Consider the following 21,785-nt stretch of genomic DNA (forward strand, 5'->3'; position numbering starts at 1 on the left):
AGCCGGCGCCCCTAAAACAACAAGAGTGACTGGAGTGGCTTATGGATTTTTCCAGCAATCCCGACCATCAGGCGATTCGTGAAGGTGTTGGCGCCGTGGTGCGTTCCTTTGGCGACGACTATTGGCTGGCCCGTGACGAGGATGGACGCTTTCCCTTCGAGTTCCACCAGGCCATGGCTGATGGCGGCTGGCTCGGTCTGACCATGCCGGAGGAATATGGTGGCTCAGCGCTGGGCGTGAGCGAGGCGATGGTGATGATGCACGAGGTGGCCAGCCACGGTGGCGGGATGACCGCGACCTCGTCGGTGCACATCAACCTGTTCGGCCCGCATCCGATCGTGGTGTTCGGCAATCACGAACAGAAAGCACGCTGGATTCCGCCATTGATTGCAGGCAAGGACCGCTGCTGCTTCGGCTTCACCGAGCCGGATGCCGGGCTCAACACCACGGCGATCAAGACCTTTGCCGAGAAGGTGCCTGGCGGTTATCGGGTGCGCGGGCAAAAGGTCTGGACGTCGACCGCCCAAGTCGCCAACAAGATCATGCTGCTGACCCGTACCACGCGCCTGGAGGACTGCGGCAAGCCGACCGAGGGCATCACCATCTTTTATACCGACCTCGACCGCGAACACATCGAGGTGCAGAAGATTCCCAAGATGGGCCGCAAGGCGGTGGACTCCAACGCCATTTTTATCGACGACCTGTTCATCCCCGATGAAGACCGCATCGGCGAGGAGGGCAAGGGCTTCGGCTACATCCTGCACAGTCTCAACCCGGAGCGTGTGCTGATCGGCATCGAGGCCATCGGCATCGGCCAGGATGCGCTGCGACGGGCAACCCAGTACGCCAAGGAGCGGGTGGTGTTTGGCCGGCCCATCGGCGCCAACCAAGGCATCCAGCACCCGCTGGCAGAAAAGTGGATGCAGCTGGAGGCTGCGCAACTGATGGTCAGCAAGGCCGCCTGGCTGTACGACAACGGCCGCGTCTGCGGCGCCGAGGCCAACAGTGGCAAGTTCCTTGGCGCACGCGCTGGCTATGACGCCTGCCTGCAAGCGGTGATGACCTTCGGTGGCTTTGGTTATGCCAAGGAGTACCACGTCGAACGCCTGCTGCGCGAGGTGACGGTGACGCGCATCGCTCCGATCACCGAGCAACTGATCATGTGCTTCATCGCCGAGAAGGTGCTGGATCTGCCCAAGTCCTATTGATTGAAACCCGACTGCCCTAATAAGAAGAGGTCATCATGTTTGAGCGTACGCTGTTCACCCCCGACCACGAGGCGTTCCGCGAGACGGTGCGCAAGTTCATCGACAAGGAAATCGCCCCCTACCACGCCCAGTGGGAACATGAGGGCACGGTGCCGCGCGAGCTCTGGATCAAGGCCGGCGAGGCGGGTCTGCTGTGCTGCACGGTGCCCGAGGAATACGGCGGCCTGGGCCTGGATTACCTGTTCGACGTGGTGGTCTTCGAGGAGATGGCGCGCAGTGGCTTCACCGGCCCTGGCTTTCTGATCCATTGCGATCTGGTCGCTACCTATGTGAAGTCGTTCGGCAGCGAAGAACAGAAAAAGCACTGGTTGCCGAAGATGGTCAGTGGCGAGGCCATTGGCTCGCTGGGCATGACCGAACCCCATGCCGGCTCCGACCTGCGCAACATACGCACCCGGGCGGTGCGTGATGGCGACGACTACGTGATCAACGGGCAGAAGGTGTTCATTTCCAATGGCCAGCTGTGCGATGTGATAGTCCTGGCGACCAAGACCGAAGGTGCCAACGGTGACAAGGAGGTGACGCTGTTCCTGGTCGACACCTCGTTGCCAGGCTTCAAGCGTGGCACCAACCTGGAGAAGCTCGGCCTCAAGGCCCAGGACACCTCGGAGCTGTTCTTCGAGGATCTGCGCGTACCGGCCAGCGCCATGCTCGGCGGCGAAGGCGAGGGCTTCAAGCTGATGATGACCAAGCTCGCCCAGGAGCGCCTGGCCCAGGCCATTCGCTCGTCTACCGTGGCCGAGCATCTGATCGAACTGACCGTGGCCTACACCGCCGAGCGCAAGGCGTTCGGCAAGGCCATCGGCGATTTCCAGAACACCCAGTTCAAGCTCGCCGAGTTGAAGACCGAGGCGGTGATTGGTCGGGTGTTCACCGATGCCTGCATCCGGCAGTTCATGGACGGCAAGCTCGACGCGGTGGATGCGGCGATGGCCAAGATGTCGCTGTCGAACCTGCACTGCAAGGTCGCCGACGAGTGCCTGCAATTGTTCGGTGGTTGGGGCTACATGTGGGAGTATCCGATCTCCCGGGCGTACGCCGACGCGCGCATCGTCAAGATCGCCGGTGGCTCCATCGAGATCATGAAGCACATCATCGGCAAGTCGATGTTCGCCGAATACGCCCACGCCACGCGCCATCAGCACCAGTAAGGGAGTAAGGGAATGAGCTACGAAGCATTCGATTTCAAGGTCGAGGACGGATTGGCGCACCTGACCCTGAACCAACCCGAGCGCGGTAATCCCTTCGACGGCGTGTTCTGCGCGGATTTTTGTGCCATCGCCAATTCATTGGCCGGACGTGAGGATGTGCGCGCGGTGCTGTTGCGGGCCAATGGTCCGTATTTCAGCGTCGGTGGCGATATCCAGCAGTTCGCCCGCGACCTCGACGTACTGCCGAACAAGATCCGCCAATGGACGGCAACGCTGCACATGGGCCTCGCGCGCATGGCCCAGCTGGATGCGCCCTTGGTGGCCTGCGTGGAGGGCACTGCCATGGGCGGCGCAGTGGCGATGATCGCCGCTTGCGACCTTGTGTTCAGCAGCAATCGGGTGAAGTTCGGCGCCGCTTATTCGCACATTGGCTACAGCTGCGATGCCGGCGCCAGTTTCAGCCTGGCGTCGCGCATGGGGCTGGCCCGAGCGCGGCGTTTTCTCCTGCTTGGCGAGGTGGTTGACGCCGCTGAGGCGGAGCGCATCGGCCTGGTGGATTTCGTCCATGAGCCCGAGGCGGTGCACGACGCCGCCTTGAATCAGGCTCGAACCCTGGCCAATGGCCCGACCCGCGCCTACGGCGAAATCCGTCGCATCGTCGCCCGCTCGCTGGCTCAGCCGCTGGAAACCCAATTGGAGGACGAGGCGCGTGGGCTGGCTCGCGTTGCGGCTACGGCCGATGCCCGCGAAGGCGTTACGGCGTTTACCGAGAAGCGCAAGCCACGTTTCGTAGGCCGATAGAAGTACGGGAGGCTGGGCGATCGGGACCAGCCTCCAGTGCTTTCAATCGATGAGGTAATCCTTCATCCAGTCACGCAACCAATCGGGAATCGTCATCGGCTGGCGGGTTTCTTCATTGATCATCACGTTGGTGACTTCCGAGGTTGCAATGCAGCGGTCCTCGACGAACAGGCCCTGGCCGATGCGACACGAGGTGTTGCCGATGGCGATGATGCCGGTGCCGATCTCGACCACCTGTGGCCAGTGCGCTTCGGCCATGAAGTTCAGCACCAGTTGTGCGGGCAGCATCATCGCCCGCTGCGGGCTGCCTTTCTCGACGAAGGGGCGCAGGAACATGCAGCGCCCGGTTTCGCAATACGCGGCAAAGGAAAGATTGTTCACATGGCCTACCAGATCGGTGTCCGACCATCGCACCTGCTCGCGGCTCCAGTGCTTGTAGGCATCACGTTCGGTCAGGCGTGGATGGCGGCTTGCCGCGCTGATCCTTTTTTCCATCATCAGTACTCCTGATTACTGCCGTAGGGTGTTTTCTTATTGAATTGGTATGGTAGGTTATCATTTATCGATTTGCAGGCCAAAGCGCCGTATCGCCCAGAACAATCACAAAAGTAGGAGGCGTCGTGGACGAGTCATCATTGAAGCCACGCTTGATCGCGTACCTTGCCGAGCAGACCGGCCATGCCTGGACGCTCGGTTCATTCACCCGCTTCGCCGTGGGTTTTTCATGGATCACTTATGGCTTCAGCGCCACGCCAGCCGGTGAGAGCCAGGCGCGCGGATTGATCCTGCGTCTTGGCCCGGCCGATGGCCTGTTCGCACCCTACAGCGCATTGCCCGAGTACAGCGCGCTGAAGGCCCTGGAGGGGCAGGGCGTACCTGCGCCACGGGCGTTCTGGTGGAGCGACGATGCGTCGATTCTTGGCGCGCCGTTCTGCATCACGGAAAAGGTCGAAGGCTCAGCCCCTGTACCTTGGGGCGGTGCCGATGCGTTCGCGGCGTCCTGGCGTACCGACATCGGCCTGCAGTTCGTTTCTGCCCTGGCTGGTATCCATCGCATCGACTGGCGTGGCCGTGAAGGTTTCGACCAGGTGCAGGTGACTGAAGCCAACGCTGCACACGTGCAGCTCGACTATTGGGAGAGCGCCCGCCAGCGCTGGGCACTGCGCGCCTACCCGATGCTGCACCACGCCATGCTCTGGCTGCGCCGCAATGCGCCGGTGGCTCCGCGTGTGAGCCTGGTGCACGGCGACTATCGGCTGGGCAACTTCCTCGAACAGGACGGCCGCATCACGGCGATTCTCGACTGGGAACTGGTACACCTGGGCGATCCGCATGAGGATCTCGGCTGGGCTTTCCTGCCGCAGTTCGCCATGGGCTCCGGTCGCGTGTGCGGGTTGGTCGCTCAGGAAGACTTCATCGCCCGTTACGAAGCCGAGGTAGGCTTCAGCGTCGATCCGGCATCGTTGCACTTCTACCGCGTGCTGGCGCTGGTCAAGCTGGCGCTCACGCACATGGCTGGCGTGCGCTGCTTCGAAGACGGTCGTTTCGACGACATGCGCATGCCGGCCATGGGCACCCAGGTCATGCCCGTCCTTCGCCAAATCGAGAAGATCCTGCCATGAACAATTCTTTCCAACGCCTGATCGAGGGCATGGTGAATACCCTGCGCAACGAGGTCATCCCGCACACCGAGGGCGAATACGCCCGTGGCCAGGCCTATGGCGTGATCTACATGCTCAACAGCATCGCATTGCGCGGCAGTTGGTCGGCGGATTACGTGCGCCCGCAACTGGACATGCTCCAGGCGCTGAACGATGAGCTTGCGCCGCTGCTGACCGGCCTCGATGCGCCGGCATTGCCCGAGTTACCGCAGAGCGGTGATTCCGTAGCGCACTTGCAACGCGTACTGGAGGCCGGCGACCGGCGTGTCTGCGAGTTGCTCGATTGGCTCGAAGCACGCCGCGACGACCTGCCTCCCGAGCGCCATGCTGCCATCGAAGCGGCATTGCGTGTTTACATGGGCAAACAGGTGGCCTGGGAAATCAAGACCAGCGCCAAACCGATGTTCGCCGAAATTTCCAGCGGAAAGGAGTGATCATGCTCAGCCCTCAAGACGACTTCATCGGCCACCAGACCACCACCACTTTCGACCACGTGCAGTCCAGCGATCCGGCCTGGATGGAGCGCCTGTGGTACACCGGCCATCCACGCAATGGCGAGATGATCTTCGACATCGGCCTGGGCTATCACCCCAACCGCAATGTCATGGATGTGTTCGCCGGCATCACCGTCGGCACGCGCCAGTACAACTTCCGCGCTTCGCGGCGGTTGCGGCCCAATCCGCTGGAGACCGCGGTTGGGCCGTTGAAGATCGAGATTCTGCAAGGCCTGCGCCGTCATCGCCTGCAGTTGGAGCCGAACGACTCCGGACTGGCCTTCGATATCGAATTCATCGCCAGCATGAATGCCCACGAAGAACACCCGCATTTTCGCCGACGCCAGGGACGGGTCACCGAAGACATGGCGCGCTGCCAGCAACTAGGGCGCTACCAGGGCTGGTTCGAGGTGGAGGGTGTGCGCCATGCCATCGACAGCGAGGACTGGCTCGGCCAGCGCGATCATTCCTGGGGTATTCGCTCGGAAATGCGTAGCGACGAAACCCATCCGCCGGTGACCTTCTATCCGCCGTTCCTGTTCGCCTGGGCCACCGTGCAGTTCGCCGAGCGCGGTTTGCATGTGTTCTTCAAGGAGCGGGCACCGGGCGACTTCATCTATATCTCCGGCGAAGAAGTGCTACTACCGGGCAACAAGCCTGACCTGCGCCGACGCCTGGTGGATGTCAGCGACCACCGCATCCAGTGGGCCGACGACCCCCATGGACAGACGGTGCAGTCGGCCGAGCTGGACATCCGCCTGGCCAATGGCGTGGAAAAGACCTTGAAGATTCGTGTGTTGCCGGCGCGCTATTTCCTCAAGGGCGGCCTTTATGGCGGCCTCGATGGTTGGTTCCAGGGCGATGACAAAGGCGCGCTGTACATGGAGCACGAAAGCTGGGACCTGACCTGCCCTGAAACGCGCAAGCGCCTGCGGACACTCAGTGATCACGTGATCGAAGTGCGTGACGGTGACGAAGTGGGTTACGGCATCATGGAGTACGGCGTGGGCAAAGGGTACGCACGCTATCCGGAAGTGCAGGAGCATCCTGCGATCTGAACAAGACGTAGGATGGTGTTGAGCGAAGCGATACCCATCACTCCCCGTATGACGCTAGTGATGGGTATCGTCGCAAGCTCCTCGACCCATCCTACGTCGAGGTCCGCTGCACCCTCTGAGCAGGTTCGAAACAGTCGAAAACAGGTTCTTAGTTCTCTAGCAGCAATGCACGCAAGTGCGCCTGTTGCTGCGCATCGATACGCAGCCCCTCACGCAAGAACCGCTCAGTGCCGCCCCAGTGCGAGTCGATACTGGCAAAGGAACTGTGCAGATAAGCAGCCTCGGCGCCGGTCAGCACCTGCAGCACTTCGGCATCGACGTTGTCACCGACGAAGGTGCGCAGGTCGCGACGGTAGCGGTTGGTGACCAGGTAGTCCTCGACGATCAGCCCCCTGTCCACGCCCAGCATCAGAAGAATCACTGCTGCCGCGAAACCAGTTCGATCCTTGCCGCTGGTGCAGTGAATCAGCGCGGGCAGGGCATCGGGTTCGAGCAGATGACGAATCAGTTGGCCATAGCGCTCGGCATGCTCCAGCGGCAAGCGCCGGTACATTTCCAGAAAGATCGCCTGCGCGCCAGCCACTGTCAGCTGTCGATCACGCACGCCACGAATCACGTCGCTGGCGCCGTGTGGAATGAAGCCGAGCACGCGAGTGATCGGTAGCGGTCCATCACCCAAGCGGTTGGGCAGGGCGAGACGCTCATGCTCGTGGCGCAGGTCGTAGATGCCTCGCAGGTTCAGCGCGGCGAAGGTCAGCAGGTCTTCGGCTGTGAGCTGGGCCAGGGAGTCGGAGCGGAACAACAGGCCGTGGCGAATCCGTCGACCTTCATGAGCGGGATAACCGCCCAAGTCGCGGCAGTTGACCGCACCTTGCAGGGCGACCCGGCGCGGGCCGGGTCTGGCATGGGCATCACGGGTCATCGCTGTCTACCAGAGCTTCCAGGTGTAGTAGACATTGATGCGGAACTCGTTGTTGTCGCGGAACGTCGCGGTCGGCTCGAAGTTGTTGCGGTACCAGGCATGACGCAGGCGCACGCTGACGTCCTTGAGCGGGCCGGACTGGATGACATAGGTGATCGCCGCCTGGGTTTCCCGTTCGCTGCGATTCTTGCCGCCCATGCTTTCCGGTAGTTCCGCACCGTTGCCGCGCATATGCCACAAGGTGGCCGACAGACCTGGCACGCCGACGCCAGAGAAGTCGTAGTCTTCGCGAATCTGCCAGGTGCGTTCCTTGGCGTTGATGAACTCTGTCGCCATCGCTCCTTCCACCACGGGCGATGGCTCGCTGCGGCCCATGTACGGCTGCGCGGTGTCGCCGAACAGTTGCATGTAGCCAGCGCTGATGCGATGGCCCTTGTAGCTGTAGCGGAAGATCACGCCTAGGTTCTGATTGTCCACCGGGCCGCCTCGTGCCTCGCCATCCTCCTGGGAAAACTGTAGGCGCACGTCGCTTTTCAGCGAACCGCCGCCTACTGGCGCGACATGCACGAAGCCCAGGTATTGCTGCTTGTAGATGTCCTTGAGCACGGCGTGGTGCAGGCTGGCGGTGAGTTCCGGGGTGACCTTGTAGTCGGCGCCGATGAATTCCATCCCCGAGGACTCGGCTGGGCGGAAGCGGCCGTTGGGCGTGGAGACGGTGATCTTCTCGTTGTTCGACGAGTCCCGGTACTTGATCCGGTCCAGGTAGCCGAGGTGGAAGTCCAGGCCCTCGATATCCTTGGAGTGCAGGTACACGCCGTTGAAGGTCTGCGGCAGCAAGCGGGCCGGGCTGGACAACTGCAACGGCAGGTTGAGGATCAGCTGGCCAGCGTTGATCTCGGTCTTGGCGGCACGCATTTTCGCGATCAGGCCGAGGGTCGAGTATTCGTCCTCCGCGCGGCCGTCGGAGTCGAGCGGCAGCAGGCCCGAGCCGGACTGGCGAGGCGTGGAGTCGAGCTTGATACCGGTCAGGGTGCGCACATCGAAACCAAAGCCGACCGGGCCTTCGGTGAAGTCCGACTTGTAGGTGAAATTGATCGCCTGGGCCCATTCCCGGTAGCGGCTCTTCAGTGGTGGCGGGGCGTTGTCCTTGAACTGGCGGTCGAAGTAATAGTTCTGGAAGTCGATGTAAGCCGTGCCGCGATCGAGAAAATTGTCGGCGTGGGCGATGGGTAGGGCGACGCTCTCGGCGAGCAGCGCACACGCGATCAGTCGTGGTGTGTTCATGAGTTCACTTTTTTATTGTTGTTGACGGAATCATCGGGCGTCCCCGTGCCTGTCGTGCAGGCACGGGGGCGTTCAGGTGGCGCTGCTGCGCACCATGTTGCGGAAGCCTTTGCGGGCCAGGAAGTAGCAGAGCAGGGTCAGCGGCCCGATTGCCGCTGCCATCACGGCCAGCGCCGAGGCGATGGCCGTGGGGCCGCTGAATACCCTGTCGGCGAGGAAGCCGCTGACGAAGGGGCCGACGGTGTAGCCGAACAGGTTGATCACCAGCAGGTTGAGTGCCACGTTGCGTGCCCGCATGCGTGACGGGCTGATCAGTTGCAGGCCGAGGCAAGTCATCACAGTGACGCTGGGCAGGAACATCATGGTCATCACCAGCCCGAGCACCATCGCCCAATAGTGTGGCGAGAGCATGCCGTGGACGATGGCCGGGATCGGCAGCAGCACGCAGAGCATCAGCACCAGCATTACCGCATCGTGACGCCCACGTTCCTGCAGGCGGGTCGCCAGCCAGGGCAGGGTGAAGGTGCCGAGCAGCGAGGCGGGCATGCCGAACGCGCCGAAGATATAGCTGGCTTCCGAGGCTTGCAGGCCGTGGATGCGCACCAGCAGCGTGGGCGCCCAGGACATGATGCCGAGGGTCAGCGAGGAGATCAGGCCGGTGCCGATGAAGAACGGCAGGAAGGTGCGTGCGTTGTTTTTGAGAAAACGCAGTACGGCGGCGGCGCTGTCACTTTGTGGAGCATCTTCGTTGTCGTTGACCCGGGCCGGCTCGCGAATGGTCAGGGCGACCACGCCGGCGAGGATGATGCCGGGCAGGCTGACGATCAGCAGAGTCATGCGCCATGGATCCATGGTCGGCAGCATCTGCTGGCTGCTGGATATGTCGTACACCAGAGCGCCGAGCAGGAACGAGCCGGTGGCCATGATGTTGCTGGTGGCCATGTAGCAACTGGTGGGCAGGGCGCGGTCCTTGCGGCTGAACATGTCGCCGATCAGCGAAATGGCCGCCGGGGTCAGCACCGCCTCGCCGATGGCCACGCCGGCGCGGCAGATCATCAGGCTGGTGAATTCGGTGGTGAAGGCCGAAGCGGCCGTCATCAATGACCAGAACAATACGCCGCAGGCAACGATGCGCTTGCGGTTGCCCTTGTCGATCAGATGAGCGATGGGCACGCCGGACAGCGAATAGAGAATGGCGAAGCCCGCCCCCAGCAGCATCCCCATCTGCGTGTTGGTCAGGCCCAGGCTTTCGGTGACGGGTTGGGCAACGACCGAGAGGACGAAGCGGTCGATCATCGACACCGCATAAAGCATTGCCAGGACGGCAACGACGTACCACCTCCCGGCATGGAACGTGGCGCGCTCATAGCGCATGTCTGTAGCAGAATCAGTCATCGCACAATCCTCTAAGGAAGGTCTGAAAAAGACTTCCTGAATCTGGTGAAATACGCCGATCCCGCCAGCCGAGTTTTTCCATGAAGCAGATGACCTTCGCCGACGCCGAGTACGCCGGCAAGCGCAAGCAGACCCGTAAGGAATTGTTCCTGATCGAGATGGATCAGGTGGTGCCGTGGAAGGGATTGATTGCCCTGATCGAGCCACACTACCCAAAGGGTGAAGGTGGTCGTCCAGCCTATCCGCTGATGGCCATGTTACGTATCCATCTGATGCAGAACTGGTTCGGCTACAGCGACCCGGCCATGGAAGAAGCGCTCTACGAGACGACCATCCTGCGTCAGTTCGCCGGGCTGAGCCTCGAGCGTATTCCCGACGAAACCACCATCCTCAAGTTCCGTCGCTTGCTGGAGAAACATGAGCTGGCAGCCGGCATCCTCGGCGTAATCAATGGCTACCTGGGGGATCGCGGCCTGTCGCTGCGCCAGGGCACTATCGTCGATGCCACACTGATCCACGCGCCCAGCTCGACCAAGAACCAGGACGGCAAGCGCGACCCGGAAATGCACCAGAGCAAGAAAGGGAACCAGTATTACTTTGGCATGAAGGCGCACATCGGCGTGGATGATGAGTCGGGGCTGGTACACAGCGTGGTAGGCACGGCAGCCAACGTGGCGGATATCACCCAGGTCGAAAAACTGCTGCACGGTGACGAGAACGTCGTCTGCGCCGATGCCGGCTACACCGGCGTCGAAAAGCGCCCCGAACATGCTGGCCGCGAAGTGATCTGGCAGGTCGCAGCACGCCGCAGCACCTACAAGAAGCTCGATAAACGCAGCGCCCTGTACAAAGCCAAGCGCAAGATCGAGAAGGCCAAGGCACAAGTGCGAGCGAAGGTCGAGCACCCGTTTCGAGTGATCAAGCGCCAGTTCGGTTACGTGAAGGTGCGCTTCCGTGGCCTGGCCAAGAACACCGCTCAGCTGGTGACGCTGTTCGCGCTGTCGAACCTATGGATGGCGCGCCGACATTTGCTGACTACCGCAGGAAAGGTGCACCTGTAATGCGGAAAATGGCTGCTGCGAGGTGCTCGCGGCGGCCAAAAACGGAGAACTGAGCGGGTTACCTGGTCGAATTTGATCGACGGCCCGCTTTCAAAAGCAGCGAGGGCTGAAGTCGACCGGAAATACAGGGCTACTTCAGACCTTCCCTAATTATTATTTTCAGGATGTTCTCAATGTCCGGAAGCCACTGCCGTACCGCTGCTGCCGTGGAGCAAAATCCTAGTTTTGACGGCAAGTAATGGTCAATACCGTATCAAATAATATTATTTCAAAACGATGGTATTTCATTGGTTGAGACTGTGTGCTCGGCGGTGTAAGGCGTCAACCTTGCGGGTTCGACTCAGGTTGTCGGCGATCGGTTGCGGGCAGGCAGGCGACGAACGGGGCGAGCATTGGCTCTGGTCATAAGTCCTGTCCCATACTAAATTCGTGATCCGCCTGTTCAACAACAATCAGAAGGACTGCGAGATGAGCACCATGACTGCACCGATCCGCGTGGATCATGAAGGTCCAATCGACATCGTGACCCTGGATCGGGCCGAGGCCTTGAATGCCGTCGACCTGGAGATGGCCCAGACTCTGCACGACTATTTCAGTGCGATGCAGAGCAAACGCTCGACCCGGGTGATCATCCTGCGTTCCGAAGGGCGCGCGTTCTCCGCGGGGGCCGACCTCAACTCGCCGGCCTTCGTGCCGCCCGGCTCAGGTCGGGCGCAGCGCCAGCACGATATCCAGCGCCTGTATTCCGGCATCGTGCGGTTGATGCGCAGTTGTCCGCAGCCGATCATCGCCCTGGCTCAGGGCGCTGCCTGTGGTGCAGGTTTTTCCCTGCTGCTGGCCAGTGACGTGCGCTACGTGACCTGCCACGCCAAGATGAATGCCGCTTACCTGAAGGTCGGACTTGGTGGTTGCGACATGGGCTCGGGCTACCTGTTGTCGAGACTGGTGGGCATGTCGGTGGCTGCCGAGTATCTGCTCAGTGGTCGCTTCATCACGGCTGAACGGGCCAGGGCAGTGGGGCTGGTCAGCGAGATCGTCGAGCCGGAGCAGCTTCTGGAGACCGGATTGGCGCTGGCGGCCGATATGCTCAAGGCGTCGCCCATGGGCCTGCGCATGACCAAGGAAACGCTGAACGCGGTGATCGACGCCGGTAGCCTGGACGCCGGATTGGCGCTGGAAGATCGACAGCAGGTGATCCTGCTGGACACCGATGATCATCGCGAGGCCGTGCAGGCGTTTCGTGAACGCCGCGAGCCACGCTACCGCGATAGCTGAATCAGCCCTGTCGCCCCATGAGCAGGTCCTGGCTGGCCTCGGCCATCTGGCGCAGGTGATTCCAGGTGGTCTTCATGCGGGCGATGTCCTTGAGCTCGATGGGCATCAGCATCCAGAACGTACGCCTGAACTCGATCTCATCGGCCAGGATGCGCTGCAGGCGTGAGTCGGTGTCGGCAGCGAAAGCCGGCAGGATGGCAATCCCGGCGCCCGCTGCGACGGCTTGTTGCTGGGCGAGGATGCTGGTGCTGCGCAAGGTCAGGCGTGGTTTGCCGATTTCTTCCAGATAGAGCAGTTCCTTGCTGTACAGCAGGTCGTCGATGTAGCTGACGAAGCCGTGTTCGCGCAGGTCTTCGCGGTTCTTTATCGGAGCCTGTTGCTTCAGATACTCATGCGAGGCGTACAGCTTGAGCACGTAGTCCGTCAGCCTGGTGATGATATACGGCCCGCGCTCCGGGCGTTCCAGGGTGATCACGATGTCCGCTTCACGGCGTGACAGGTGCACCGTACGCGGCACCGCAAGCAGGTCGATGGCGAGATTGGGATGGTGCTGCGTCAGTTGCGCGAGCTGGCTCGCCAGCAGCGCGCCGTAACCCTCGGTCGCGCCGATGCGCACATTACCGGAGAGGCTTTCCGTGCGCTCCACCCGCTCGCGTTCTATCGCCGAACAGGCGCTTTCCATCGCTTCGGCCCGGGGTAGCAGGCTCCTGCCGGCTTCGCTCAGGGCATAGCCGTTGGCCTGGCGGCTGAACAATTGCGCGCCAAGGTTCTTTTCGAGGGTCTGGATTCGCCTGGACACCGTGGTGTAGTCGACCTCCAGACGGCGTGCCGCAGCGCTCAGTGTGCGACTGCGCGACAGCTCCAGAAAAAAGCGCAGGTTGTCCCAGTCCATCCCGATCCGCCTCCCGCCATGCAAAAATGCAATGTAGTAATGCACAATACTAGTTGTGTGCCATGATAAATGCATTGTTAGGATAAGTGCACGCTTGTCGCCTTATTCCAGGTGGTTCAGGTATCTGTCTTTCAGGCTGGAGAACAATAACAATGCAAACCTTTCCTACCGTAAAGCTGCTGATCAACGGGGCTTTCGTCGAGTCCAAGACCAGCGAATGGCGTGACGTGGTCAACCCGGCCACGCAAGAAGTGCTGGCCCGCGTGCCGTTCGCAACCCGCGAAGAAATGAACGCCGCAGTGGCTGCCGCCAAGGCCGCGTTCGCTACTTGGCGCAAGACCCCCATCGGCGTACGTGCACGGGTGTTCCTCAAGTACCAGCAACTGATCCGCGAGAACATCAAGGAACTGGCGGCGATCCTCACGGCGGAGCAGGGCAAGACCTTGCCCGATGCCGAAGGCGACGTATTCCGTGGGCTGGAAGTGGTCGAGCACGCGGCGGGTATCGGCAATCTGCAGCTTGGCGAGCTGGCCAACAATGTTGCTGGTGGCGTGGACACCTACACCTTGCTGCAACCGCTGGGCGTGTGTGCCGGCATCACCCCATTCAATTTCCCGGCGATGATTCCGCTGTGGATGTTTCCGATGGCCATCGCCACCGGCAACACCTTCGTCCTCAAACCCTCGGAGCAAGATCCGATGGTGACCATGCGCCTGGCCGAACTGGCCCTCGAAGCCGGTGTACCGCCGGGCGTGCTCAACGTGATCCATGGCGGCGTCGATGCGGTTAACCTGATTTGCGATCACCCGGATATCAAGGCGGTCTCCTTCGTCGGTTCGACCAAGGTCGGCACCCACGTCTACAACCGCGCTACACAGAATGGCAAACGCGCGCAATGCATGATGGGCGCGAAGAACCACGCCATCGTGCTGCCCGATGCCAACAAACAGCAGACCCTCAACAACCTGCTCGGCGCCTCTTTCGGCGCCGCCGGTCAACGTTGCATGGCATTGCCTGTGGTGATTCTGGTCGGCGAGGCGCAGGCCTGGCTGCCCGAGCTGGTCGAGAAGGCCAAGAGCCTGAAGATCAATGCCGGCGTCGAAGCGGCGACCGATATTGGCCCGGTGGTTTCCTGCGCGGCGCTGGACCGTATCAGCGGCCTGATCGCCATGGGCCAGGAGGAGGGCGCTACGTTGCTGCTCGACGGGCGTAACCCGTCAGTGCCGGGCTACGAGAAGGGCAATTTCGTCGGGCCGACGATCTTCTCCGACGTGCGCACTGAGATGACCATCTACCGTGAGGAAATCTTCGGGCCCGTGCTGTGCGTGATCAACGCCGACAGCCTCGATGACGCCATCGCCCTGATCAACGCGAATCCGAATGGTAATGGCACGGCGCTGTTCACCCGCTCCGGCGCGGCGGCCCGGCATTTCCAGGAAGAGATCGACGTCGGCCAGGTCGGTATCAACGTGCCGATCCCGGTGCCGGTGCCGATCTTTTCCTTCTCCGGCTCACGTGCCTCCAAGCTCGGCGACCTCGGCCCCTATGGCAAACAGGTGGTGTTGTTCTATACCCAGACCAAGACCATCACCCAACGCTGGTTCGACGAGGATGAAGTCGGTGGCACGGTGAATACCACCATCACCCTCAAGTGACCGATCCGGGCCGCGATGCGTTCGCGGCCTTGCCATGGAGACTGTGCGATGGAATTTGAAACCCTGCTGGTGGAGACACGCGGCCGCGTGGCCCTCATCACCCTCAACCGCCCCAAGGCGCTGAACGCGCTCAACGCCCAACTGATCAGCGACCTGAACGCAGCGCTCGATCATTTCGAGCGTGATGAACAGGTAGGCTGCATCGTCATCACCGGTTCGGACAAGGCCTTCGCCGCCGGTGCCGATATCAAGGAAATGGCCGGGCTGACCTTTCCGCAGATCTACCTCGACGATTTTTTCGCCGACGCCGACCGTATCGCCACCCGGCGTAAGCCACTGGTCGCGGCGGTTTCCGGCTACGCCCTGGGCGGCGGCTGCGAGCTGGCGCTGATGTGCGACTTCATCTACGCCTCGGAGACCGCGCGCTTCGCCCAGCCGGAAATCAACCTTGGCGTGCTGCCCGGTATCGGTGGCACCCAGCGCCTGACTCGGGCGCTTGGCAAGGCCAAGGCCATGGAGATGTGCCTGACCGGGCGGCAGATGGATGCCGCCGAAGCGGAGCGTGCCGGGCTGGTTGCGCGGGTACTGCCGGTCGAGCGGTTGCTGGACGAAACCCTCAAGGCCGCTGAGGCGATTGCCGCCAAGTCCCTGACCAGCACGCTGATGATCAAGGAGGCGATCAACCGGGTGTTCGAGACCAGCCTCAGCGAGGGCGTTCGTTTCGAGCGGCGGATATTCCACTCGATCTTCGCCACTGCGGACCAGAAAGAAGGCATGAGCGCCTTCGTCGAAAAGCGTCCGGCAAACTTCAGCCATCGCTGAAACGCCGTAAACAATTACAAGAGGAACGCTGCCATGAACATTGGTTTTATCGGACTGGGCAACATGGGTGGGCCAATGGCCCTGAACCTGCTCAAGGCGGGCCACGCGCTCAGCGTCTATGACCTTTCGGCCAGCGCAGTCGCCCACGCCACCGAAGCGGGCGCCCGTGCGCTCGGCTCGCCAGCGGATATAGCGAAAAGCGACGTGCAGTTGATCATCACCATGCTGCCCGCTGCCCGACATGTGAAGCAGGTCTACCTGGCAGAGGACGGCTTGCTGGCGAATGTCCGTGCTGGCGTACTGTTGGTCGACAGTTCGACCATCGATCCGATAAGTGCCCGCGAGGTTGCAGCGGCAGCGGTCGCCCACGGTAACCCGATGCTCGACGCGCCGGTTTCCGGTGGCACCGGAGGCGCGGCAGCCGGCACCCTCACCTTCATGGTCGGTGGCGAACAGGCCGACTTCGACACGGCCAGGCCCGTGCTCGAAGCGATGGGCAAGAACATCGTCTACTGCGGCGCCTGCGGCAACGGCCAGGTGGCCAAGGTCGCCAACAACATGCTGCTGGGCATCTCCATGATCGGCGCCGCTGAAGCCATGGCCCTGGGCGTGTCGCTGGGCATGGACGCCAAGGTACTGGCCAGCGTGATCAATACCTCCAGCGGCCGCTGCTGGAGTTCGGATACCTACAACCCGTTTCCCGGCGTGATCGAGAGCGCACCGGCATCGCGAGGCTATTCAGGTGGTTTCGCCACTGATCTGATGCTCAAGGACCTGGGGCTGGCCAGCGAGGCGGCGAAACAGATCGGCCAGCCGGTCGTCCTGGGCGCGCTGGCCCAACAGCTATACCAGAGCCATAGCGCGCAGGGGCATGGCGGCCTGGATTTCTCGTCGATCATCAAGGCCTATCGAAAGGACAGCGAGCAATGAGTGGCGATGATCAAGCGGTCATCGCGACGGTCCGCAACCGTGTCGGCCACCTGACCCTGAACCGCCCGCAAGGCCTGAATGCCCTGACCTTGCCGATGATTCGTGCGCTGTCCTTTCACCTGCAAGCGTGGGCGCAGGACTCCGAGGTGCTTGCAGTCGTGTTGCGCGGCAGCGGAGAAAAAGCCTTCTGTGCAGGCGGCGATATCCGCTCGCTGTACGAGAGCCATGCGGCAGGCGACGACCTGCATCAGCGCTTCTTCGATGAGGAATACCAACTCGACCAGTACATTCATGCCTATCGCAAGCCGATCCTGGCATTGATGGATGGCCTGGTGCTCGGTGGTGGCATGGGGCTGGCCCAGGGGGCGGCGCTGCGGGTGATTTCCGAGCGGGTGAGGATGGCCATGCCCGAGGTGGGGATAGGCTTCTATCCGGATGTCGGTGGCAGCTATTTCCTTTCCCATCTGCAGGGCGAGCTGGGTACCTACCTCGGTGTGACCGGCATCCAGCTTCGCGCGGCCGATGCCTTGCATGCACGCCTGGCCGACTGGTGCTTGCCGAGCGAGCAGTTCGAGGAGTTCGACCGCTGCCTGGACAATCTCAACTGGACCACCCCCGCCCACGAGTCGCTGCGTACCTTGCTTGGCACCCTGGCCAGCAACCGGATTACCGGCGCTGAACTGCGTGCTCTGCAACCGGCCATAGACGAGCATTTCTCCAAGCCTGATATCGCCGCCATACGTGAATCGCTGCTGGGCGAAGCACGTGTTCAGTTCCAGGATTGGGCAGACGAAACCGTCAAGCTGATGGACAGCCGTTCACCACTGGCGATGGCCGTGACCCTGGAGCTGATTCGTCGTGGTCGTGACGCCAGCCTGGCTGACTGCTTCGCGCTGGAGGCGCACCTGGGCCGCCAGTGGTTCGCCAAGGGCGACATCATGGAGGGCGTGCGTGCCCTGATCATCGACAAGGACAAGCAGCCGCACTGGTCCCCGGCTACGATTCAGGAGGTGAAGCCGGAGCAGGTCAGCGACTTCTTCGCGGGTTGGCCGGCGCTCGCAGACAAGAAGCGCAAAGCGCCCGTGACCGCAGAGGAGAACCGCTGATGCACGACATCGAACTGACTGACGAGCAGCGCATGATCCGCGACATGGCCCGCGATTTCGCCCGCAACGAAATTGCGCCACACGCCCAGGCCTGGGAGAAAGCCGGCTGGATCGACGATGCCCTGGTGACCAAGATGGGCGAGCTGGGCCTGCTTGGCATGGTGGTGCCGGAGGAGTGGGGCGGCAGCTACATCGACTACGTCGCCTATGCCCTGGCCGTGGAGGAAATCTCCGTTGGCGATGGCGCTGCCGGTGCGTTGATGAGCATTCACAACTCGGTCGGTTGCGGGCCGCTGCTGCGTTACGGCAGCGAAGAACAGCAACGCACCTGGCTGACTGCGCTGGCCACGGGAGAAGTGATCGGTTGTTTCTGCCTGACCGAACCCCACGCCGGCTCGGAAGCACACAACCTGCGTACGCGTGCCGAGCTGCGCGATGGTCAGTGGGTTCTCAATGGCGCCAAGCAGTTCGTCAGCAATGGCCGGCGCGCCAAGCTGGCTATCGTCTTTGCCGTGACCGACCCGGAGTTGGGCAAGAAGGGGTTGTCGGCGTTTCTCGTACCAACGGACACGAGCGGCTTCATCGTCGACCGCACTGAGCACAAGATGGGCATCCGCGCCTCGGACACCTGTGCGGTGACGCTCAGCGATTGTCGCGTGCATGAAGCCAATCTTCTCGGGCCGCGTGGCAAAGGGCTGGCCATCGCCTTGTCCAACCTCGAAGGCGGACGCATCGGCATCGCCGCCCAGGCGTTGGGCATCGCTCGTGCCGCTTTCGAAGCGGCGCTGGCCTATGCCAGGGAGCGCAAGCAGTTCGGCCAGGCCATCGCCGAGCACCAGAGCATCGCCAACATGCTTGCCGACATGCACACCGGACTCAACGCCGCGCGCTTGCTGATCCTGCATGCAGCGAGGTTGAAAAGCGCGGGCCATCCGTGCCTGTCGGAGGCCTCGCAAGCCAAGCTGTTCGCCTCGGAAATGGCCGAGCGTGTCTGCTCCAAGGCGATGCAGATCCACGGTGGTTACGGCTATCTGGAGGATTATCCGGTCGAGAAGTACTACCGCGACGCGCGTATCACGCAGATTTATGAGGGCACCAGCGAGATCCAGCGGCTGCTGATCGCGCGGGAGCTGCGAGACTACGCTTTGTAGATGTCACATCGCCCGTGGCTATCTTCCGATTGGCGCCGATATGGCCGTTTCATTTCGCGTATTAGAGCAACATGATACGCCTTCTTTTTTGGCTGGCATTTCTGCGTCGGTTTCCCGCACGGCGATAGCCGGGCGTGATCCTTCTTGGGGGTATACATATCGCGGATAAAAATGCGCCAAACCATGCTTGACGTATTTTTATTTTAAATTAGTATCTATCAGTACTAAATGGTTCTGTCTTTCCAACAACAACAAAGAGACTAGCCGAAATGGAAGTGACCGCTGCTGTCGCGCGACGCGGGACTGATAAATTCTCGATTGAGAGCTTATCCATGGATACCACGCCGCGAAATGATGAAGTGCTTGTTCGTGTCAAAGGAGTTGGCGTCTGCCATACGGATCTGGCAATTAAGGATGGTGTGTTACCATTTCCCTTGCCTGCCGTTCTCGGCCATGAAGGCAGCGGCATCGTCGAAGCGATTGGGCCCGGTGTAAAGTACTTGCGGCCCGGTGATGCTGTGGTGATGACCTTTGCATCCTGCGGCCACTGCGCCAGTTGTGAGCACGAACTGCCTTCCTATTGCCTGGATTTCGGTGCGCAGAACTACTCGGCTCAACGTGCTGATGGTCCGGTCCTGCTTAGCCAGGGTGATGAAGTTATCTCGGGTTTCTTCTTCGGCCAGTCATCGTTCGCCAGCATGGCGATGGCCCGTGAACACAATCTGGTGAAGATTGACGAATTAGCCGATGACGCCCCCATCGAACTGCTCGGACCGCTTGGGTGTGGCGTGCAGACTGGTGCCGGTGCTGTGATGATCTCCCTCGACGTGCGTGCTGGCAGCAGTTTTCTGGTGCTCGGCGGCGGCGCCGTCGGCCTGAGTGCTGTGATGGCCGCCAAGTTGCGCGGTTGCTCACGCATCCTCGTTTCCGAGCCTTCGGTTGCCAAGCGTGAGCAGGCGCTGGCCTTGGGCGCTACCGACGTAATTGACCCGTTGAACGAGAACCTGATCGAGCGCGTACAGCAGATCACCGAAGGGCAGGGCTGCGATTATGCGCTGGAGTGCACCGGTATGGTTTCCGTCATGGAGCAGGCAATCGACTCCATGGCCATGCGCGGTCAGTTGGCGGTGGTCGGTGTGCCCCCCAAACTCGATGCAACCGCTGCTGTCAGCCCCCTGGCGCTGATCCAGAAAGGGTTGAAGCTGGTGGGAGTAATTGAAGGCGACAGCCTGCCGCGAGTTTTCATCAACGAGTTGTACGCGCAGTTCAAGGCCGGATGTTTTCCGTTTACCAAGATGATCCATACCTATCCGCTGGCATCGATCAATCAGGCCATCGCCGATGTCGAGTCTGGCGTCTGCATCAAGGCCGTCCTGATCCCCTGAGGCTTCCAATCATGAAAATTCCATCCATGTTCTCGCTGACAATCGACGGGCACGGTGTCGCTACCTCCGATTATTTGCCGGTGCTCAATCCGGCGACCCGCCAGCCCATCGGGCAATGTCCCGTGGCGAGCGAAGAGAACGTCGAGCAGGCAGTGGCTGCTGCTGGTGACGCTTTCGCTGTCTGGCGTCAAGTGCCTTATGGCAAACGCTGCGAGCAGCTTCAGGCCCTAGCCGGAATTCTCGAAGCCAATATGGACGAACTGGCCCAACTGCTGACTCGCGAGCAGGGCAAACCGCTAGCCGAGGCGCGAGGCGAGCTGGCGGGCGCAATTGCGTTCTGCCAATGCGCGGGCAGCCTGCCGTTGCCAGAGGTGGTGCACGAGCAAAGTGCCACGCGGCTATCCAAAACCGTGCGCGAGCCCCTCGGAGTTGTGGTGGCGATCGTGCCTTGGAACTATCCGATCTCGATTGCCTTCGTCAAACTGACCGCTGCGTTGGCTGCCGGTAACACGCTGATTCTCAAGCCAGCGCCGACCACGCCGCTGACTACGTTGCGCATTGGTGAACTGATACGTGATGCGCTGCCGGCCGGAGTAATCAATGTATTGGCAGGTAACGATGACCTGGGCCCCTGGCTCACCGGGCATGCCGATGTGGCCAAGATCAGCTTCACTGGTTCGAGTGTTACAGGGCGCCATGTGGCTCGTTCAGCAGCAGCCGACCTCAAGCGCCTGACCCTTGAACTGGGTGGCAACGATGCTGCCGTAGTGATGGCCGACAGTCTTAGCGATGCGGTGGTTGAGAGGGTGTTTTGGTCTGCCTTCACCAACGCCGGACAGATCTGCATGGCCACCAAACGCTTGTATATCCACGAAAGCATCTACGAGGCGTTTCGCGACAAGCTGGTTGCCTACGCGCAGAACGTGGTGATCGGTGATGGCTCCCAGCCAGGGGTGACCATGGGACCGCTGCAAAACGCCAAGCAGTTCGCCAAGGTCATGTCGCTGATCGACGCTGTGCGTCAGCGTGGCGGGCGTTTGATCGAGTGCGGGCAAATGCGTGGAGGCGATGGCTATTTCCTACCGATCACCTTTGTCGACCTGCCGGACGAGAGCGCCCCAGAGGTTGTCGAGGAGGCTTTCGGGCCGTTGCTGCCGCTGCTGAAGTTCAGTGGTATCGATGAGGTCATCGAACGGGTCAACGCCAGCCCGTACGGGCTGGCTGGCAGCGTCTGGAGTCGTGACAGGGAGGTCGGCGCACGGGTTGCAGCAGCCATCGACAGCGGCAGCGTTTGGGTCAACGACTGGCTGGCGATCACGCCGTCTACGCCCTTCGGCGGCATGAAGGCGTCGGGCTATGGCGCTGAGAGCGGGCTGGAAGGGCTTCTGGAATTCACCACGCAAAAGACCGTGATCATCCAACAACAATAAGAGAGGCAAACATGGACGCTAGAGCCAGCATCCCGGAACATATC

General features: G+C 61.5%; 20 protein-coding genes. 15 read left to right on the forward strand and 5 right to left on the reverse strand.

Annotated features, from left to right (window positions below):
- Positions 1 to 41: 41 nt before the first annotated feature.
- The 3 genes from ACK56M_RS03220 to ACK56M_RS03230 are packed head-to-tail and all read left to right on the forward strand — an operon-like array spanning position 42 to position 3,220.
- Positions 42 to 1,208 carry an acyl-CoA dehydrogenase family protein gene (locus tag ACK56M_RS03220; RefSeq protein ID WP_023100365.1) on the forward strand — a complete coding sequence of 389 codons (1,167 nt, stop codon included), beginning with the start codon at positions 42 to 44 and terminating at the stop codon, positions 1,206 to 1,208.
- 35 nt (positions 1,209 to 1,243) lie between these two features.
- Positions 1,244 to 2,419, forward strand: coding sequence for an acyl-CoA dehydrogenase family protein (locus tag ACK56M_RS03225; protein ID WP_023100366.1), 1,176 nt, complete (start codon positions 1,244 to 1,246; stop codon positions 2,417 to 2,419).
- A gap of 12 nt (positions 2,420 to 2,431) precedes the next feature.
- On the forward strand, positions 2,432 to 3,220 hold the full coding sequence (locus tag ACK56M_RS03230) for an enoyl-CoA hydratase/isomerase family protein (RefSeq protein WP_134634636.1): 789 nt from the start codon (positions 2,432 to 2,434) through the stop codon (positions 3,218 to 3,220).
- Positions 3,221 to 3,262: 42 nt separating this feature from the next.
- Here ACK56M_RS03230 and ACK56M_RS03235 read toward each other — a convergent pair whose 3' ends face one another.
- The gene (locus ACK56M_RS03235) at positions 3,263 to 3,715 is read right to left on the reverse strand and encodes an acyl-CoA thioesterase (protein ID WP_169311239.1); all 453 of its coding nucleotides are present in this window, start codon (positions 3,713 to 3,715) and stop codon (positions 3,263 to 3,265) included.
- 125 nt (positions 3,716 to 3,840) lie between these two features.
- Here ACK56M_RS03235 and ACK56M_RS03240 point away from each other — a divergent pair, with 125 nt between their 5' ends.
- The 3 genes from ACK56M_RS03240 to ACK56M_RS03250 are packed head-to-tail and all read left to right on the forward strand — an operon-like array spanning position 3,841 to position 6,433.
- Complete coding sequence (locus ACK56M_RS03240; protein WP_166797813.1) at positions 3,841 to 4,842, forward strand: phosphotransferase family protein; 1,002 nt, start codon at positions 3,841 to 3,843, stop codon at positions 4,840 to 4,842.
- Positions 4,839 to 5,315 carry a hypothetical protein gene (locus ACK56M_RS03245; RefSeq protein ID WP_134634633.1) on the forward strand — a complete coding sequence of 159 codons (477 nt, stop codon included), beginning with the start codon at positions 4,839 to 4,841 and terminating at the stop codon, positions 5,313 to 5,315. The genes ACK56M_RS03240 and ACK56M_RS03245 overlap by 4 nt, the downstream gene beginning before the upstream one ends.
- Positions 5,316 to 5,317: 2 nt before the next feature.
- On the forward strand, positions 5,318 to 6,433 hold the full coding sequence (locus tag ACK56M_RS03250) for a hypothetical protein (protein ID WP_134634632.1): 1,116 nt from the start codon (positions 5,318 to 5,320) through the stop codon (positions 6,431 to 6,433).
- Between the two features lie 148 nt (positions 6,434 to 6,581).
- Here ACK56M_RS03250 and ACK56M_RS03255 read toward each other — a convergent pair whose 3' ends face one another.
- The 3 genes from ACK56M_RS03255 to ACK56M_RS03265 all read right to left on the reverse strand — a co-directional run bounded on the left by ACK56M_RS03255 (position 6,582) and on the right by ACK56M_RS03265 (position 10,034).
- Positions 6,582 to 7,355: a tyrosine-protein phosphatase gene (locus ACK56M_RS03255; protein WP_134634631.1), complete on the reverse strand. Its 774-nt coding sequence runs from the start codon at positions 7,353 to 7,355 to the stop codon at positions 6,582 to 6,584.
- 6 nt (positions 7,356 to 7,361) lie between these two features.
- Entirely contained in the window at positions 7,362 to 8,639 is a 1,278-nt protein-coding gene (locus ACK56M_RS03260) for an OprD family outer membrane porin (RefSeq protein WP_023100373.1), read from the reverse strand.
- 72 nt (positions 8,640 to 8,711) lie between these two features.
- Positions 8,712 to 10,034, reverse strand: a complete 1,323-nt coding sequence (locus ACK56M_RS03265; RefSeq protein WP_023100374.1) for an MFS transporter — start codon at positions 10,032 to 10,034, stop codon at positions 8,712 to 8,714.
- A gap of 80 nt (positions 10,035 to 10,114) precedes the next feature.
- Between ACK56M_RS03265 and ACK56M_RS03270 the strand changes: the two genes are divergently transcribed.
- Together ACK56M_RS03270 and ACK56M_RS03275 are read left to right on the forward strand one after the other, a co-directional pair.
- Complete coding sequence (locus ACK56M_RS03270) at positions 10,115 to 11,095, forward strand: IS5-like element ISPpu18 family transposase (RefSeq protein WP_058178368.1); 981 nt, start codon at positions 10,115 to 10,117, stop codon at positions 11,093 to 11,095.
- A gap of 468 nt (positions 11,096 to 11,563) precedes the next feature.
- On the forward strand, positions 11,564 to 12,370 hold the full coding sequence (locus ACK56M_RS03275; RefSeq protein WP_023100375.1) for an enoyl-CoA hydratase/isomerase family protein: 807 nt from the start codon (positions 11,564 to 11,566) through the stop codon (positions 12,368 to 12,370).
- A 1-nt stretch (position 12,371) separates the two neighbouring features.
- On the opposite strand, the gene ACK56M_RS03280 is transcribed toward ACK56M_RS03275, so the two are convergent.
- Positions 12,372 to 13,262, reverse strand: a complete 891-nt coding sequence (locus ACK56M_RS03280; RefSeq protein WP_023100376.1) for a LysR family transcriptional regulator — start codon at positions 13,260 to 13,262, stop codon at positions 12,372 to 12,374.
- Positions 13,263 to 13,414: 152 nt separating this feature from the next.
- Here ACK56M_RS03280 and ACK56M_RS03285 point away from each other — a divergent pair, with 152 nt between their 5' ends.
- The 7 genes from ACK56M_RS03285 (at position 13,415) to ACK56M_RS03315 (ending at position 21,741) form a co-directional block, all read left to right on the forward strand.
- Positions 13,415 to 14,917, forward strand: coding sequence for a CoA-acylating methylmalonate-semialdehyde dehydrogenase (locus tag ACK56M_RS03285; RefSeq protein ID WP_023100377.1), 1,503 nt, complete (start codon positions 13,415 to 13,417; stop codon positions 14,915 to 14,917).
- A 48-nt stretch (positions 14,918 to 14,965) separates the two neighbouring features.
- Positions 14,966 to 15,739, forward strand: coding sequence for an enoyl-CoA hydratase (locus tag ACK56M_RS03290; protein ID WP_023100378.1), 774 nt, complete (start codon positions 14,966 to 14,968; stop codon positions 15,737 to 15,739).
- 33 nt (positions 15,740 to 15,772) lie between these two features.
- Positions 15,773 to 16,669 carry a 3-hydroxyisobutyrate dehydrogenase gene (mmsB, locus tag ACK56M_RS03295; RefSeq protein ID WP_023100379.1) on the forward strand — a complete coding sequence of 299 codons (897 nt, stop codon included), beginning with the start codon at positions 15,773 to 15,775 and terminating at the stop codon, positions 16,667 to 16,669.
- Positions 16,666 to 17,775, forward strand: a complete 1,110-nt coding sequence (locus ACK56M_RS03300) for an enoyl-CoA hydratase/isomerase family protein (RefSeq protein WP_023100380.1) — start codon at positions 16,666 to 16,668, stop codon at positions 17,773 to 17,775. Before mmsB ends, ACK56M_RS03300 begins: the two co-directional genes overlap by 4 nt.
- The gene (locus ACK56M_RS03305; RefSeq protein ID WP_023100381.1) at positions 17,775 to 18,926 is read left to right on the forward strand and encodes an acyl-CoA dehydrogenase family protein; all 1,152 of its coding nucleotides are present in this window, start codon (positions 17,775 to 17,777) and stop codon (positions 18,924 to 18,926) included. The genes ACK56M_RS03300 and ACK56M_RS03305 overlap by 1 nt, the downstream gene beginning before the upstream one ends.
- A gap of 269 nt (positions 18,927 to 19,195) precedes the next feature.
- Positions 19,196 to 20,311: an NAD(P)-dependent alcohol dehydrogenase gene (locus ACK56M_RS03310; protein WP_031633645.1), complete on the forward strand. Its 1,116-nt coding sequence runs from the start codon at positions 19,196 to 19,198 to the stop codon at positions 20,309 to 20,311.
- 11 nt (positions 20,312 to 20,322) lie between these two features.
- Positions 20,323 to 21,741 carry an aldehyde dehydrogenase family protein gene (locus ACK56M_RS03315; protein WP_023100383.1) on the forward strand — a complete coding sequence of 473 codons (1,419 nt, stop codon included), beginning with the start codon at positions 20,323 to 20,325 and terminating at the stop codon, positions 21,739 to 21,741.
- Positions 21,742 to 21,785 lie beyond the last annotated feature (44 nt).

It is taken from the genome of Pseudomonas sp. s4, from assembly GCF_046764235.1.
Taxonomy (GTDB): Bacteria; Pseudomonadota; Gammaproteobacteria; order Pseudomonadales; family Pseudomonadaceae; genus Aquipseudomonas; species Aquipseudomonas asiatica.

Coding starts and splice junctions, on each gene's coding strand:
- ACK56M_RS03220 (WP_023100365.1), top strand. CDS start 42: ATGGATTTTTCCAGCAATCCCGACCATCAGGCGATTCGTGAAGGTGTT.
- ACK56M_RS03225 (WP_023100366.1), top strand. CDS start 1,244: ATGTTTGAGCGTACGCTGTTCACCCCCGACCACGAGGCGTTCCGCGAG.
- ACK56M_RS03230 (WP_134634636.1), top strand. CDS start 2,432: ATGAGCTACGAAGCATTCGATTTCAAGGTCGAGGACGGATTGGCGCAC.
- ACK56M_RS03235 (WP_169311239.1), bottom strand. CDS start 3,715: ATGGAAAAAAGGATCAGCGCGGCAAGCCGCCATCCACGCCTGACCGAA.
- ACK56M_RS03245 (WP_134634633.1), top strand. CDS start 4,839: ATGAACAATTCTTTCCAACGCCTGATCGAGGGCATGGTGAATACCCTG.
- ACK56M_RS03250 (WP_134634632.1), top strand. CDS start 5,318: ATGCTCAGCCCTCAAGACGACTTCATCGGCCACCAGACCACCACCACT.
- ACK56M_RS03255 (WP_134634631.1), bottom strand. CDS start 7,355: ATGACCCGTGATGCCCATGCCAGACCCGGCCCGCGCCGGGTCGCCCTG.
- ACK56M_RS03260 (WP_023100373.1), bottom strand. CDS start 8,639: ATGAACACACCACGACTGATCGCGTGTGCGCTGCTCGCCGAGAGCGTC.
- ACK56M_RS03265 (WP_023100374.1), bottom strand. CDS start 10,034: ATGACTGATTCTGCTACAGACATGCGCTATGAGCGCGCCACGTTCCAT.
- ACK56M_RS03270 (WP_058178368.1), top strand. CDS start 10,115: ATGAAGCAGATGACCTTCGCCGACGCCGAGTACGCCGGCAAGCGCAAG.
- ACK56M_RS03275 (WP_023100375.1), top strand. CDS start 11,564: ATGAGCACCATGACTGCACCGATCCGCGTGGATCATGAAGGTCCAATC.
- ACK56M_RS03280 (WP_023100376.1), bottom strand. CDS start 13,262: ATGGACTGGGACAACCTGCGCTTTTTTCTGGAGCTGTCGCGCAGTCGC.
- ACK56M_RS03285 (WP_023100377.1), top strand. CDS start 13,415: ATGCAAACCTTTCCTACCGTAAAGCTGCTGATCAACGGGGCTTTCGTC.
- ACK56M_RS03290 (WP_023100378.1), top strand. CDS start 14,966: ATGGAATTTGAAACCCTGCTGGTGGAGACACGCGGCCGCGTGGCCCTC.
- mmsB (WP_023100379.1), top strand. CDS start 15,773: ATGAACATTGGTTTTATCGGACTGGGCAACATGGGTGGGCCAATGGCC.
- ACK56M_RS03300 (WP_023100380.1), top strand. CDS start 16,666: ATGAGTGGCGATGATCAAGCGGTCATCGCGACGGTCCGCAACCGTGTC.
- ACK56M_RS03305 (WP_023100381.1), top strand. CDS start 17,775: ATGCACGACATCGAACTGACTGACGAGCAGCGCATGATCCGCGACATG.
- ACK56M_RS03310 (WP_031633645.1), top strand. CDS start 19,196: ATGGAAGTGACCGCTGCTGTCGCGCGACGCGGGACTGATAAATTCTCG.
- ACK56M_RS03315 (WP_023100383.1), top strand. CDS start 20,323: ATGAAAATTCCATCCATGTTCTCGCTGACAATCGACGGGCACGGTGTC.